At 73.1% G+C, this 12,930-nt stretch carries 13 protein-coding genes; 2 read left to right on the top strand and 11 right to left on the bottom strand.

The window, feature by feature from the left end; genetic code table 11:
• Positions 1-35 precede the first annotated feature (35 nt).
• Complete coding sequence (locus WC969_13385) at positions 36-1,580, bottom strand: radical SAM protein (protein MFA6030845.1); 1,545 nt, start codon at positions 1,578-1,580, stop codon at positions 36-38.
• A complete protein-coding gene (locus WC969_13380) occupies positions 1,535-2,857 on the bottom strand; it encodes an FAD-dependent oxidoreductase (protein ID MFA6030844.1) in 1,323 nt (440 codons plus the stop codon). The genes WC969_13385 and WC969_13380 overlap by 46 nt, the downstream gene beginning before the upstream one ends.
• Positions 2,858-2,898: 41 nt before the next feature.
• On the opposite strand from WC969_13380, the gene WC969_13375 reads away from it, so the two are divergent.
• Positions 2,899-4,638 (top strand): PEP/pyruvate-binding domain-containing protein, encoded by a 1,740-nt coding sequence (locus WC969_13375; GenBank protein MFA6030843.1) that lies wholly within the window; start codon positions 2,899-2,901, stop codon positions 4,636-4,638.
• Positions 4,635-5,339, top strand: coding sequence for a DUF2334 domain-containing protein (locus WC969_13370; GenBank protein MFA6030842.1), 705 nt, complete (start codon positions 4,635-4,637; stop codon positions 5,337-5,339). Before WC969_13375 ends, WC969_13370 begins: the two co-directional genes overlap by 4 nt.
• A gap of 78 nt (positions 5,340-5,417) precedes the next feature.
• Here the strand turns inward: WC969_13370 and WC969_13365 are convergent, their stop codons facing one another.
• Genes WC969_13365 through WC969_13325 form a run of 9 tightly spaced genes read right to left on the bottom strand, consistent with a single transcriptional unit; the run spans position 5,418 to position 12,854 of the window.
• Positions 5,418-6,128, bottom strand: a complete 711-nt coding sequence (locus tag WC969_13365; protein MFA6030841.1) for a hypothetical protein — start codon at positions 6,126-6,128, stop codon at positions 5,418-5,420.
• Complete coding sequence (locus WC969_13360; GenBank protein MFA6030840.1) at positions 6,113-6,958, bottom strand: U32 family peptidase; 846 nt, start codon at positions 6,956-6,958, stop codon at positions 6,113-6,115. Before WC969_13360 ends, WC969_13365 begins: the two co-directional genes overlap by 16 nt.
• Positions 6,955-7,656, bottom strand: a complete 702-nt coding sequence (locus WC969_13355) for a hypothetical protein (GenBank protein MFA6030839.1) — start codon at positions 7,654-7,656, stop codon at positions 6,955-6,957. The genes WC969_13360 and WC969_13355 overlap by 4 nt, the downstream gene beginning before the upstream one ends.
• The gene (locus tag WC969_13350; GenBank protein MFA6030838.1) at positions 7,656-8,489 is read right to left on the bottom strand and encodes a U32 family peptidase; all 834 of its coding nucleotides are present in this window, start codon (positions 8,487-8,489) and stop codon (positions 7,656-7,658) included. Before WC969_13350 ends, WC969_13355 begins: the two co-directional genes overlap by 1 nt.
• A complete protein-coding gene (locus tag WC969_13345) occupies positions 8,480-9,484 on the bottom strand; it encodes a radical SAM protein (protein ID MFA6030837.1) in 1,005 nt (334 codons plus the stop codon). The genes WC969_13350 and WC969_13345 overlap by 10 nt, the downstream gene beginning before the upstream one ends.
• Positions 9,481-10,632, bottom strand: coding sequence for a hypothetical protein (locus WC969_13340; GenBank protein MFA6030836.1), 1,152 nt, complete (start codon positions 10,630-10,632; stop codon positions 9,481-9,483). Before WC969_13340 ends, WC969_13345 begins: the two co-directional genes overlap by 4 nt.
• Complete coding sequence (locus WC969_13335) at positions 10,629-10,931, bottom strand: hypothetical protein (GenBank protein ID MFA6030835.1); 303 nt, start codon at positions 10,929-10,931, stop codon at positions 10,629-10,631. The genes WC969_13340 and WC969_13335 overlap by 4 nt, the downstream gene beginning before the upstream one ends.
• Positions 10,924-12,387 (bottom strand): His-Xaa-Ser system radical SAM maturase HxsB, encoded by a 1,464-nt coding sequence (hxsB, locus tag WC969_13330; protein MFA6030834.1) that lies wholly within the window; start codon positions 12,385-12,387, stop codon positions 10,924-10,926. The genes WC969_13335 and hxsB overlap by 8 nt, the downstream gene beginning before the upstream one ends.
• A gap of 2 nt (positions 12,388-12,389) precedes the next feature.
• A complete protein-coding gene (locus WC969_13325) occupies positions 12,390-12,854 on the bottom strand; it encodes a hypothetical protein (GenBank protein ID MFA6030833.1) in 465 nt (154 codons plus the stop codon).
• Positions 12,855-12,930 lie beyond the last annotated feature (76 nt).

Below are 12,930 nucleotides of genomic sequence, written 5' to 3'. Positions count from 1 at the left end.
AGAGGGCTCTTCCCCGTCGGAAGAGGCCTCCGGCATTATAACAATGTTCGGCGCTCCCGACTTTCGCAGGGGCCGCGGGCGCCGAATGCCGGCAGGAAGCGGAGGTAGCGCAGCACCTGACGGCGCGTGTGGAAGTCCCAGCGCGGCCGGTTGAGCAGCCGCGCGGCGACCCGCAGCGGCAGGTTCGGCAGCGCCGGGACGCGGCGATGTCCGCGCGCCAGCGCCGCGCGCGCGCGCGGCGGGAGCAGCGGCAGGACGGCGAGGAGCGTGAGGAAGCGCCGCGCGAAGGGCTTGAGGAGGCGGTCGTCGCGCACGATCCCCCCGTCGATCCCCCCCCGCTCGACGAGCCGGGCGGACGCCTCCGCGAGATGTCCGTTCGCCAGCGCCCAGGCCGTGAGGGAAGCCCCCGGGTAGTAGCGCAGGAAGAAGGTCTCGCAGTGGTCGGGCGCGTGCTCCGCGTAGAAGGCGGCCAGGGCCGCGAGCTCCGCCTCGGTCTCGTCGGGGAAGCCGAGCATGTTGTCGCAGGTGACGTAGACGCCCGCCGCCTTGAGCGCGCCGATCGCCCCGGCGATGCGCTCGCGCGTCGAGGGCCGCTGGAGGAGGCTCCGGCGCTTCTCGTCGTCGAAGACCTGCACGCCCATCTGCGCCTTGAAGCAGCCGGCGGCGGCGAGGGCGCGGGCCCCCTCCGCGTCGACGAGGTCGGGGAAGAGGTAGCAGGAGAACGGGAGCCCGACGCGCGCGCGGTAGGCCGGCAGGAACTCGGCGAGCCAGCGCCGGTCCGCGTTGAGGACCTCGTCGGTGAAGTGGACGTAGGCCGGCCGGAGCTCCGCCTTCGCGCGCTCGAGTTCCGCGAGCACGCGCTCCGGGCCGCGGTAGCGCAGCGTGCGCCCGCCGTAGAGCTTGTGGTAGACGTCGTTGCAGCAGTACGCGCAGCGCATCGGGCAGCCCCGCGAGGCCGCGACGAGGTAGCCGTCGCGAAAGAGCGGGGACTCGCGCAGGTAGAGCTCCTTGTCGGGGTCGGGCAGGGCGTCGAGGTCGGCGATGAGCGGCCGGACCGGGCCCCCCTCCGCCTTCCCGTCCCGGCGGGTCCACACCCCGGGGAGGCCGTGCGCCGTCCGGCCCTCGCGCAGGGCGCGCGCGAGCTCGACGAGCGCCGCGTCCCCCTCCCCGACGACGACGTAGTCCACGCAGTCCTCGGCGAGGGTCTGCGCGGGCAGAGCGGTCGGATGGATGCCGCCGAACGCCACGGGGACGCCGAGCTCCGTCTTGAGCTCGCGCGCGCGGCGGCACGCCCAGCCGAAGAGGTCGCTGGTGACCGAGAAGGCGACGAGGTCGGGCCGGAAGGCGCGGGCGCGCGCGCGGAGCGCCGCGCGGCGGTCGAAGAGCCGCGCGAGGAGCGGCGAGCGCACGAAGCCGGGCTCGTCGAAGAGCACGGGGTCGAAGGCCAGCGCCGTCTCGACCCCGTCGCGGCGCAGGGCGGCCGAGAGGCACTCGAGCCCGAGGCTCTCGTGGGCGGGATAGACGAAGAGGACCTTCACGGCGCGGGGACCGCGGCGGCGTCCCAGGCGTCGAGCAGGCACTCCTCCATGTCGTAGTAGGAGTGGGTGCCGGTGCGCCCGGCCAGGCGCAGGTTCGGGAACTCGGCGCACCGGCGCGTCAGCGCCGCGAGCGGCGCCTCGTAGCCGGCGTAGAGCAGAGGATAGGCGAAGGGCACGCGCACGACGGAGGCGAAGGCCCGCGCCCCGTCGGGGACGGCGCGCACCCGGCGCAGGGAGGCGAGGATCTTCCCGACGAGCTCGTCGTCGGAGGCGCGCCAGACCGCGTCGTCCTCGTCGCAGAAGACCTCGCAGGTGACGCCCGTGCAGCCGGCGGGGGCCATCGACGGGCTCCAGTTCACCGTCTCGCTGAGGCGGGAGAAGAAGAACTCCTCCTCGGGGAAGTAGACCCAGTGCTCGTCGAAGAGCGGCGCGCACCGCAGCGCCAGGTGCACGACGATGAGCGCGCGGTAGCGGACCCCCTCGACCGGGGCTCCGCCGGGCAGCAGGCGCGCGAGCTCGGTGAGAGGGACCGTCGAGACGAGGCGCCCGAAGCGCAGCGTCCGCTCGCCTTCGGCGGTGCGCACGCGCAGGACCCTCAGGGAGCCGCCCTCGGCCTCGAGGGCCAGGGGCTCGGCGCCGCAGAGGACCCGCCCCCCCCCGACGCGCTCGGCGAGCGCCTCGGTGAGCGCTCCGACGCCCCGGCGCGGGTAGAGGAAGTAGGAGGCGTTCTCCTTGACGTCGCCCGAGTCGATGAAGATGCGCCGCGCGAGGCTGTAGAGGTCGAGGTCGCCGATGCGGCGGTCGGCCCAGGCGGCCGAGATCCGCTCCGTCGGCAGGCCCCAGACCTTGCGCGAGTAGTCGCGGAAGTAGAGGTCGTGGACGCCCTCGCCGAAGCGCTCGACGACCCAGTCGCGCAGGGAGCCGGGGTCTCCGCGCCGCCCGCCGAGCAGCCGGCGGCGCAGGAGGCCGAGGGCGAGCGGAAGGCCCTGCAGCAGCCCCTCGCGCACCCCGGGCGGATACGGGAGGAAGCGGCCGCGGAAGCAGACGCTGCTGAGCCGGGGATGTCGGAGGAGCTCGGTCTCGCCGACGAGCTCGACGACCCGGCGCAGGGCCCGGTCGTCCTGGAAGTAGAGGCGGTGCCCGCCGAGGTCGAAGCGGAAGCCGTCGCGCTCGAGGGTGCGCGCGAGCCCGCCCGGCTGCGGCGCGCGCTCCACGACGAGGACGGAGCTCCCCGCCGCGGCCAGGCGCTCGGCCGCCGCGAGCCCGGTGAGGCCGGCTCCCAGGATGAGGACGTCCGCCGCGTCGACTGTGCTCGGCATGGGGCTCCTCCAAGTATATATATAATCCTCCTTCACCCGGGATGAGCTTCTTCTTCGACGCTTTCCGCGGTCCGCTCCCTCCCGACGCCGGGGGGAAGGCCGTCGGCCTGCGCGCCCTCAAGGACGCGGGCTTCGCCGTGCCGCCGACCTGGTCGCTCCCCGCCTCGGCGGTCGAGCGGCTCTTCGAGAACGCGGGCGGGGCCCTCGTCCTGCGGCGCGGCGCGCGCGCGGCCTTCCTGCGCGAGGCCCGCCGCCTCTTCGGCCGCCGCTTCCCGGTGCTCGTGCGCAGCTCCGCGCTCGACGAGGACCTTCCGGGGAGCGCGGCGCCCGGCGTCTACGCCTCCCTCCTCGCCCCGACGCTCGAGAGCCTCCCCGGCTCGGCCGCCGCCTGCGCCGCCTCCGCCCGGACGCCGCGGGCCCTCGCCTACCGGGCCCTGAGCGGTGCGCGGGGCCCGGCGCGCATGGGCCTGCTCGTCCAGCCCTGGATCGAGGCGGAGTACGGCGGCGTCTGCACCCTCTACCACAAGCAGCGCCTCGTCGTGGAGCTCGCGCCGGGCGGCAGCGCCCCCGTCACCGCGGGACGCGGCGCCCGCTGGCGCGTCGTCTACGACCTGGCCGCCCGCAAGGCCGTCGAGGAGACCCCGGGCGCCCCCCGCGCCGCCCTCGAGGCGGCGGCCGCCGCCGCGCTCCTCGTCCAGCGCGAACTCTACCCGCGCCTCAACATCTCCGTCGAGCTCCTCGTCGACGGCGGCCGCGCGACGCTCCTGCAGGCGCGTCCGCTCGCCTCCGGAGAAGGCTCGCGCCCGCTCGACATGGAGGCCGTCTACCGCCGCGTCCTCGAGATGATGGAGTCCTTCGGCTTCAAGGACGGCGAGTGGGCGCTCAGCGAGACCCCGCCGGTGCTCGCCTACAACCGCCTCGGCCTGCGCCGCCCCCTCAACGAGACCCTCGAGCACTTCGTGGTGCTCCTGCGCCCGGACGGCGCGCGGCGCGCGCGGACGCAGGACTGGATCCTCGCGCGCAGCGGCGGCACGGACGTGACGGTCTTCCCGCCCCGCGGGGACCGCGAGAAGCAGCGCCGGATCGCGGAGCTCTCCCGGGACGGGCTCCTCTTCATCTTCCGTCACGACGAGGACGCGAACCCCGTCGAGCGCCGCCCCTTCGAGAGCGGCGGCCGGCGCTTCGAGCTGCCCTTCGCCTTCGTCGCCGCCGGCTTCTCGCGCGAGGAGGCGGCCTTCCTCCGCCGACGACTCGACCGCGCCTCCGCCTTCGGCCTGCGCGAGCGCCTCGAGGAGGAGGAGCGCTGCTTCCGGCGCGTCCTCTCCGGCCTCCCCGCCGCGCCGCGCGGCGCCTACGCGCGGCGCCTCAAGCGCCTGCTCGGCTCCCAGGTCCGGCTGGGGCGCCGGCGCCGGGCCATCGTCGACGCGTTCCTGCGCGGACCCGCCGGGGGGACGGAGACCCGCGGCATCCCCCTGCTCCCCGAGCGCCGCGTCGTCGAAGGCTTCGCCGTGACCCACGCGGACATCCTGCGCGCGCGCTGGCCCTCCTTCATCTACGCCGCCCACGACCTCGAGCCGAGCTTCCTGCACCTGCTCGGGCGCGTGCGCGCGGTGCTCGTCAGCCGCGGAGCGCTCGGCTCGCACGCCGCCGCGCTCTGCTCCGAGTTCGGGGTGCCGCTGCTCGTCGAGACGCGCAACCTCTCCCGGGTGCGCACGGGAGACTGGCTGCGCGTGGACCTCTCCGACGGGAGCGTGCGCGCCGTCCGGGGGCGCCGCCGATGAAAGTCCGCCTGGCGTTCCTGCGCGACGACGACCTCGCCGCGCCCGACCCGCGCTTCCGCCGCGTCTTCGAGCTCTGCGTCGGCCTGCGCCTGCCGGTGAGCTACGCGGTCGTCCCGGGCCGGCTGCGCCCGCAGCTCCCGCGCTGGCTGCGCGCGCGCCGCGCGCCCCGCGCGCTCTACGACCTCGTCCAGCACGGCTGGACGCACTCCGTGCGCTCGCGCCGCGGCGAGCCGCGCGGGGAGTTCCCGCCCTCGCGCCCGTACGCGCTGCAGCGCGCGGACATGGAGCGCGGCCGCGCCGCGATGCGCCGCGCCTTCGGCCCCCTCTTCACGCCGGCCTTCGTCCCGCCCTACCACCGCTTCGGCGCGGACACCCTGCGCGCCGCCGCCGAGCTGGGCCTGCGCGGCTTCTCGGCCGGCGCCCCGCGCCTGCCCGTGCTCCCGCGGAGCCTGCGCTGGCTGCCCGCGCAGGTCGGGGTCAACCGCTACGACGACCGCTACCGGGTGCTCCCCCTCGACCTCGACGCGCTGACGGCGGCGACCGCCCGCTCCCTGCGCTCGGCGCCGGTCACGGGGATCTACTTCCATCATGCGGCCCTGGGCCGCGGGGATTGGGAGGCCTTCGTCCGCTACTGCGGCTTCCTGCGGCGGCTCGCGGACACCGGCGGGGTGCGCTTCGTCCGGATGCGCGACCTTCTCTGACGATTCGGCATACGACGCCGAATCGTCAGGGGGCTTAGGCAAGCCCTCCCGAAAACTTCGGCGCCAAGGACTCGTCCTCTATCGTCGGGTACGAACAGGCGCCGAAGTTTTCGGACTCGGGGTGAAGACGCAGCGCGCCGCGTCGCGGCGCGGTCCCTGCCCCTTCACGAAATAGGCCGGACCCCGGAGCCAGAGCGTCTCCGGCACGCGCGGGCTCGACAGCGGCGTCGCCTTCCCCCGACAGGAACGCGCGCAGGCGAAGGCCCAGCGCTTCTCCCACGGGCAGAAGCGGGTCAGCGTCGCGTAGCGGAAGGGATGGTGCCAGGAGATCTCCGGGCCGAGCGCTTTCAGCCGCGCCAGCGCGCCGGCGTCGTCGGCCTCTATGCGCGCGACCTTGTAGCGCGCGAGGAAGCCGCGCGCGTACTCCCGAGGCATGATGCGGACCCTGTTCGCGAGGACCCGCCCGCACGAGACCTCGACACCCCTCCGGAAGCCCGCGCGCAGGACCTCCAGCAGCCCCAGGTCGTTGGCGACCACCTCGAGGCGGCGCCCCCCCGCGGTTCCCAGGCGGAGGAGCTCCCGCACGCGGTCGAGCCCGTCGTCGGTGAGCAGCGGCGTGGCGAGCGCCAGGCGTCCGGGGAAGAGGTCGCGGAAGGCCGCGAACTCTCGCGCGTCGGGGAGCAGGCGTTCGCAGAACTCCGAGCCCAGCACGAGCGTGCCGTACCCGGGCCGCGCCGCGAGTCGGAGCGCCTCCGACCCGTAGAAGTCCAACGCTACCGCTTTTTCCATGCCGCCCTCGCGTGCCGGGAGACCGAGAAGTAGAGCTTCTCGCCCAGGCGCGCGAACTCCTCCTCGCCGACGCCCCTGTCGTAGAGCCGGGAGAGGATGCGCGCGAACTTGAAGACCTCCAGCTCCTCCATGAAGTCCTTCATGCGCACGAGCTTCAGGTAGCCGGCGCCGCTGCCGAAGAAGCCGTGCACCGCGCGCATCTTCTCGCGGACGTCGGCCTCCGGCATCTTCCAGCGGGCCCCGTCCTTCCGATAGGAGTAGCGGCAGGTCTGGTCCCGCCGGGTCAGCCGCCAGAGCCGGCAGGCGGGGTCGATGTTCGCGCAGCAGAAATCGGCGTGGAAGAAGACCTCGGTCTCGAGGCCGTACGGGTTGTCGATGAGGCGCTGAGATTCCCGCGGGACCATGTGGAAGGGCAGGACGACGCGGCTCGCGCCGAGCTCCTTGAAGCGCTTCATCGCGGGGAGGTTGAAGCAGAGCGCCAGCGAGCTGACCGTCATCCGGGCCTTCAATCGCAGAGCGCGGGCGCTCTCCATCATCGGCAGCTCGCGCACGATGCAGGCGCCCAGGCCCTCCCCGTCCAGCTCCCGGAGAACCGCGAGGGTCTTCCGGTAGCGGTCGTCGTAGGAGGGCTGGTTCACGAGGAACGAGAAGCGCTTCCCCTTGGAGCGCGCCAGGCGCACGGCGGCCTTGAGCTCGTCCATGCTCTGGAAGGACATGTTCGTGCGCCGGTGGTTGGGGACGACGGCGAGGCCGCCGTAGACCTCGTCGGCCCCGAGGCGCAGCAAGGCCTCGGCCTCCGCGTAGTTCTTGACCCCCGCGACGATCCTCATCCGAGCGCCCGCACGCGCGGCTCCGTCACGACCCGGTCGACGAGCGGGTGCTTCGGCGCGGCGGCGGTGCTCACGCCGTAGGCGGAGCCCCGGAGCACGAGGGGCTGCGGGAGCTTCGCATGCTCGAGGACGCGCGAGCGCCCGACGCAGGCGTACGCGCAGGGCGCCGGCCAGTGCCGCTCCCATGGACAGAAGCGGGTCACGGAGACATAGCGGAAGCCCGCGTGGAAGGAGAGCGGCAGCCCGAAGGACGCGAAGCGCGCCAGGAGCGCCGGGTCGTCGAGCTCGATGCGCGCGAGCCCCTGCTCCTTCAGGAAGCGCTCCGCGAAGGTGCGCGCCATGACCTTCACCCGGTGCCCGAAGACCCGCCCCAGGGCCGCCCGCACCCGGCCCGCCCGGCGGCGCCGGCGCAGCTCGCAGAGCAGCCCCAGGTCGTTGACGACGAGCTCGAGGGGCTCGCGCGCGGAGGCGTTCGCGTCGACGATCCTCAGCACCGAGTCGAGCGCGGCGTCGGTCAGCAGGGGAGTCGTCAGGACCGTGCGGCCCCCGAAGGCCCGCCGGGCGCGGGCGAACTCGTCGGGCTCCGGCAGGAGGTTGAGGCAGAATTCGTCGCCGAGGTAGAGGGCGTCGAAGCCCTTCGCGGCCTTGAGCGCGCGGGGCCCGAGCTGCGGCGGCGTCAGGTGGAGGGCCTTCTCCATCAGCGCCCCCGGCAGTGCCGCGACACCCGGAAGTAGAGCTTCTCGCCGAGCCGCTTGAACTCGGCGCGGTCGACGCCCCGGCGCAGGAGGGTCCGCAGGCACAGGGCCTCCTTGAGCACCTCCTGCTGGTCGGTGAAGCTGTTGGTGCGGATGAGCTTGAGGTAGCCGACCCCGGCCTTGTAGAAGTCGTAGACGACGTCCAGCTTCTGCGGAACGTTCGCCTCCGGCATGCGATGGGGCTTCCCGCCGCTCATATAAGGGAAGCGGCAGACCTGGAAGCTCTTCGCCCAGCCGTCGAGCCGGCAGACGGGGTCCATGTTGGGGCAGCAGAAGTCGGCGTGGAAGAAGACCTCCGTCTCGATGCCCCAGGGATTGCGGATGATGCGCCCGGCCTCCTGCGGCAGAAGGTGGAAGGGAAGGATGACGCGCGTCACGCCCAGGCCCTTGTAGAACTCGAGCGCGCGGGAGTTGAAGGTCAGCGCGAGGCTGCTGAGGATGTAGGGGGCGCGCACGCCGCTCTCGACGAGATGGCGCAGCAGCGGAAGCTCCTTGACGACGACCCCGCCCGCGCCCGCCTTCACGAGCGCCCGGGTCCGCCGGGCGACCTCCGGATAGTCCTTCTCGAAGCAGGCCTCGTTGAGGGCGAGCAGCGCGCGCTTGCCCGTTCGGCGGGCGAAGCGGGCGATGCGGACGAACTCCGCGTCCGACTTCAGGCACTGGTCGGGGTCGCGATGGTTGGGCAGGCCGGGGAGGCCGCAGTAGACCTCGGAGGCGCCGTGGGTGAGCAGCCACTCCGCCTCGTCGGGAGCCTTCGCGCCGATGACTATGCGCACGGCCGGCTCCCCCCCGCGAGCGGCGTCAGCGGGAAGCGCTGGCAGCAGCGCGCGCAGCCCGGCGGCAGACGGCGTCCGGCGCGGCGGCGGAAGGCCTCGAGGGCGCTCCCGCGCCAGACCGGCTTCCAGCCCTCCTCGAGCACGTTGCCCGCGCGCTCCGTCTGGTTCTGACAGACGCGCGCCGTCCCGTCGGGCTCGACGACCAGCGTGTCGGACGGCGCGCGGCAGCCGCCCTTCGCCGGGAACTCCCCGCCGTACCAGCGCGCGAGCGCCGAGGGTCCGAGCGCCGGACGGACTTCGAGCCGCGGTCCGCCCTCGCTGCGCGCGAGCGCGCGCAGCGAACGCGCCAGTCGCGCGGCCCCGGCCAGCGGCCGCGGATAGCGCGCGGTGAGCACCTCGGGGCCGCCCCGTCGGGGCCGCATGAACTGGAGGTGCTCGAAGAGCACGCGGTCGACGCCGAGCCGGCGGCCGAGCGCCGCGACCTCGCTCAGGCTCCCGGCGTTCTCCGGGGTCACCGTGCAGCTGAGGAGGAGCTCGGTGCCGGGCCGCCTGGCGCGCGCGAAGCGCAGCGCGGCGCGCAGGAGCAGGCGGAAGGCGCCGCGGCGGCCGCTGAGCCGGTCGTGGACCGGCTCGAGGCCGTGCAGGGAGAAAAGGACGTAGTCGGGACGGGCCGCGGCGAGACGCTCGGGAAGGCCCCCCGTCAACCGGGTCCCGTTGGTGTTGACTCCGCAGCGGTGCCCGGCCCTTTTGAGGCCCGCGAGCAGGGCGAGACAGTCTCCGCGGACGAAGGGTTCGCCCCCCGTGACGAAGAACTCGGTCCCCCGAGGGAGGGTGCGCGCGAAGCGCAGCCAGCGGCGGGCCCCGGTCTCGGCGCGGCCGGCTCCCAGCCGGCCGGCATGCGCGAGATAGCAGAAGGAACAGCGCAGACCGCAGCGATAGGTGGTCTCGAGGACCACCCGTCGGGGCGCCGGGGGCGCCGCCGCCGCGCGCTTCACTCGAAGTGCTTGGGCTTCGAGCTGCGGCGCTGCTTGTGGTACTGCTCGAGCTTGAGGAACTCTTGCTTCCGGTGCTCCTCGGCGGCCTTCACATCGTCGTCGGTCATGCCGATGTAGCCGTTCATCTTCTTGTTGTAGTCCTCGCGGGCGCGGCAGTAGTAGCTCTCGAGGGACTTCTGCAGGGGAGCGCAGGCGTCCGCGCCGCGGGTGCGGAAGGCCTCCCAGAAGGGCCGGTCGTCCGCCGAGAGGCCGGCGGCGGATTTCGCGGAGAAGGCCTTCAGGACGCGCACGGACCACTCGCAGTCCTTGCTGCCGCCGCAGTGCGCCGTCTCCGAGGGGATGCGGTCGCTGCACTCGCGCGCCTCCTTGGCGCCGAAGGGAGCGCCTTTGGCGCGCGCGCGCTGGGCGATGTAGGCGCACAGGTTCAGCGGGTTGCGGGAGGGCTCGCAGACCTCCTCGGCCGGGATCGGCAGCGCGTCGCCGAAGCCGGCATAGAAGTTCACGCAGACGGTCTTCTCGCCGGCGCCTTCGCCTCCGGCGAACATCAGCGAGAGGTAGTGGCGCATGCACTGCCCCTGGGGAGTCTCATCGAGCGGGGTCAGGGCCCCGTCGATGAGGGTGCGCTCGCCGGAGAGCTGGAGACAGGTGCTCGGATTGCGCGCCGCGAGCGCCCGGCAGATCTGCAGGCCGGTGATGCGGTCGGCGACCCCGTCCGAGAGGTCGGAGGGCAGCGCGCGCACGAGCTTGCGGTTCACCGAGCGGCCCCAGGTGCGGCCCTGGTCGCGGAGGATGCTCTCGAGCGAGCCGTCGGCGCAGGGGCCCTTGGGGACGTTCGCGTCCTCGACGATCTTGCCGACCTTGGGACCCGCCTGCTTGGCCGGGTCGGGGCCGCTGGCGACGCTCGGGGTCGGCGGCTGGACCATGGTCTGCGGCTCGACGGTCGGCAGGGACTGGGCGTTCGGCGACGCCGGGGCCGTCGTCGGGGTCTCCGGCGCGCCGGGGGGCGGGGTCTGGGCCGCCGGCGTGAGCGGGACGGCGGGCTGAACGGGAGCCGTCTCGGGCGCCGCGGCGCGGCGCCGCTCGATGGCGCGGTAGGCCAGCAGGCCGCCGAGCACGACGACCGCGGCCGGAATGATCCATTTCTTCATCGTTCCCCTCCCTTCCTGTTCGAGCGCGCGGTGGCGAGCATGACGGTGAGGACGGCGCGCTGCACCTCGCGGTTCCGGGTCAAAAGGTCGCGGCGGCACTCCTGGTTGAGCGCCTCGTCGGCGAACTCCGCGGCGAGGGCCGCGCCGTCCGCGTCGGCCCGCGCGCGCACGCGGACCTCGATGACGCCCTTCGCCGGGCGCAGACGGAAGTCGCCGCGCCCGGCGAGGGTCCGGGCCGCGAGCTCGGCGGATTCCTTCGAGTAGAAGACGGTGCTCAGCCGGAGGACGCTCTCACGCATCGGCTTCCTCCGCGGTCTTCAGCCAGGAGCGGAAGACCTTCGCGTCGGCCGGCCGCTCGAGGCGGCGGAAGACGGAGGCGAAGAGGCCCTTCATCATCCCGCAGCGGTCGTTGGACGGCATGCTGCCCCAGAGCCCTCCCTGCGCCTGATAGTTGTAGGCCGGGCAGACCCCGCACCAGGGCCGGAAGGCGCAGCGGAAGCAGGCGGGCTGCTGCTCGAGGTTCGAAGAGGCGCAGCAGGCCTTCGTCGCGCCGCTGCCGACGAGGTCGTCGTAGCCGTCGCGGAAGACGTTGCCCACGCGGAAGAACGTGTCCCCGTCGTAGGAGATCATCCGCCCTTCGTCGCAGGTGTAGACGTCGCCGTCGTAGTTGTAGGCGAGCTGGCCGACCGAGGCGCCGCAGGGAGAGCGCAGGTCGAGGTAGCCCGGGTCGGTCCCGCCGATGATCTTGTGCAGGAGGATCGCGGCCGTCTTCTCGACGAGCGGGGTGCCCCTGCGGTTGACCTCGAGGATGCGGTCGAGCGCGCCCGCGTAGAAAGCGGCGAACTCCGCGGAGGTGTAGCCGACCCGGTCCCAGGCGCGGCGCGCGTAGCCCAGCGGCGAGAGCGGGCGCAGGAACACGCTCTCGAGCTTGAGCCGCGCGTACTCGTCGACGATCTCCTTCGGGTGCGAGAGAGAGAGGCGCGTGACGGTGAGCAGGGCGTTGACGCGGAAGGCCCGCTGGTCCTGCGCGCTGTGCCGCTCGGCGCGGCGCGAGATCTCCTTGATCCAGCGGACGGTCTGCGCGTGGGAGTTCCCGCCGGAGTAGAAGCGGTTCTTGTTGTGGACCTCGGCCGGCCCGTCGAGGGAGGTGCACAGCGAGACCGCGTTGTCCTCGAAGAAGCGGACCTTCTCGTCGTCCATGAGGCTGAAGTTCGAGACGAGGCCGATGCGCAGGTCCTTCTTCTCCTTGAGGTTGCGCTTGCGCGCGTACTCGACGGTGGCGCGGAGGACCGGCCAGTTCATGAGGGGCTCGCCGCCCTGGAACTCGAGGGTCAGCGTCGGGCTCGGGCTGCGGAAGGCCATGTCCACCGAGGCCTTCGCGGTGCGCAGGTCCATGTCGGCGCCGCGGGCCTTGGCCCCGACGGCCGCCGACTGGCAGTAGAGGCACTTGTGGTTGCAGCGCTCGGTGAGCACGAGGATGTGGAGGCTCGGCCCCTGCCAGAGGAAGCCGTGGCGGCGCTTCCAATCCTGCGAGAGCGTCTCGAAATCCATGTTGTCGCGGATGAACCCGCCCGCCTGGAGGCGCGGGTAGGCGGGGTCGGCCGGCGTGATCTTGCCGGCCAGCCAGCGGCGGAACTGCGCCGGCTTCAGGAAGAGGTGGTGTCCCCAGTCGTTGGTGAGCAGGTAGCGGCCGTCGAGCTCCACCCACTGGGAGGCCGGGACCTTCTGGGGATGCGGGAGGAGGGGTTTAGGCACTCTCAGGCCGTCCTTTTCCGGCCATGCTGTTCTTCCCAGGTCTTCAGGATGCCGAGCGGGTCCTTCCCCGGAGCGCTCTTCGCTTCCTTATGCAGTTCCTCTTCGACCTCGGCGATGAGCCGGTCGAGCTCGGCCTGCTGGTCGGCGGAGAGCGCGGGGTCGCGCGGAGTCTCGGCGGGCGGGGTCCGCCCCATGGCGAGCCCGATGACGTGCTCGCGCAGCTTCTGGTTGTTCTCCGCGACCCGCGTGCGCAGGAGCTCCTGGTCGAGCACCGCCCGCAGGCGGCGCTCCCCGCGGCCGGCGGCGCTTCCCGGACGCTTCGGGGTGAGCAGGACCTTCGCCGCCGAGCGTCCGGCGGGCACGAGGAGCACATGGAACTCGTCGGTGAGCAGGTGCGCGGAGATGCGGACGGTCTCGAGGTCGTAGACCCGGAGGTCCACGGACACGGAGATGGGCGGCTTAGTCATGTTTACGAGAGTCTATCAACCCCTTCGGAAGCTGTCAATGAACGCCGCTTCCGTCGGAGAGGGTTGCTATAATGGG

It is taken from the genome of Elusimicrobiota bacterium (assembly GCA_041660925.1).
In the GTDB taxonomy this organism is placed as follows: Bacteria; Elusimicrobiota; Elusimicrobia; order UBA1565; family UBA1565; genus JBAZUV01.
The sequence above is the reverse complement of the archived record's forward strand: the minus strand, read 5'-3'. Positions and strand labels throughout refer to the sequence as shown.

Coding starts and splice junctions, on each gene's coding strand:
- WC969_13380 (MFA6030844.1), bottom strand. CDS start 2,857: ATGCCGAGCACAGTCGACGCGGCGGACGTCCTCATCCTGGGAGCCGGC.
- WC969_13375 (MFA6030843.1), top strand. CDS start 2,899: ATGAGCTTCTTCTTCGACGCTTTCCGCGGTCCGCTCCCTCCCGACGCC.
- WC969_13370 (MFA6030842.1), top strand. CDS start 4,635: ATGAAAGTCCGCCTGGCGTTCCTGCGCGACGACGACCTCGCCGCGCCC.
- WC969_13365 (MFA6030841.1), bottom strand. CDS start 6,128: ATGGAAAAAGCGGTAGCGTTGGACTTCTACGGGTCGGAGGCGCTCCGA.
- WC969_13360 (MFA6030840.1), bottom strand. CDS start 6,958: ATGAGGATCGTCGCGGGGGTCAAGAACTACGCGGAGGCCGAGGCCTTG.
- WC969_13355 (MFA6030839.1), bottom strand. CDS start 7,656: ATGGAGAAGGCCCTCCACCTGACGCCGCCGCAGCTCGGGCCCCGCGCG.
- WC969_13340 (MFA6030836.1), bottom strand. CDS start 10,632: ATGAAGAAATGGATCATTCCGGCCGCGGTCGTCGTGCTCGGCGGCCTG.
- WC969_13335 (MFA6030835.1), bottom strand. CDS start 10,931: ATGCGTGAGAGCGTCCTCCGGCTGAGCACCGTCTTCTACTCGAAGGAA.
- WC969_13325 (MFA6030833.1), bottom strand. CDS start 12,854: ATGACTAAGCCGCCCATCTCCGTGTCCGTGGACCTCCGGGTCTACGAC.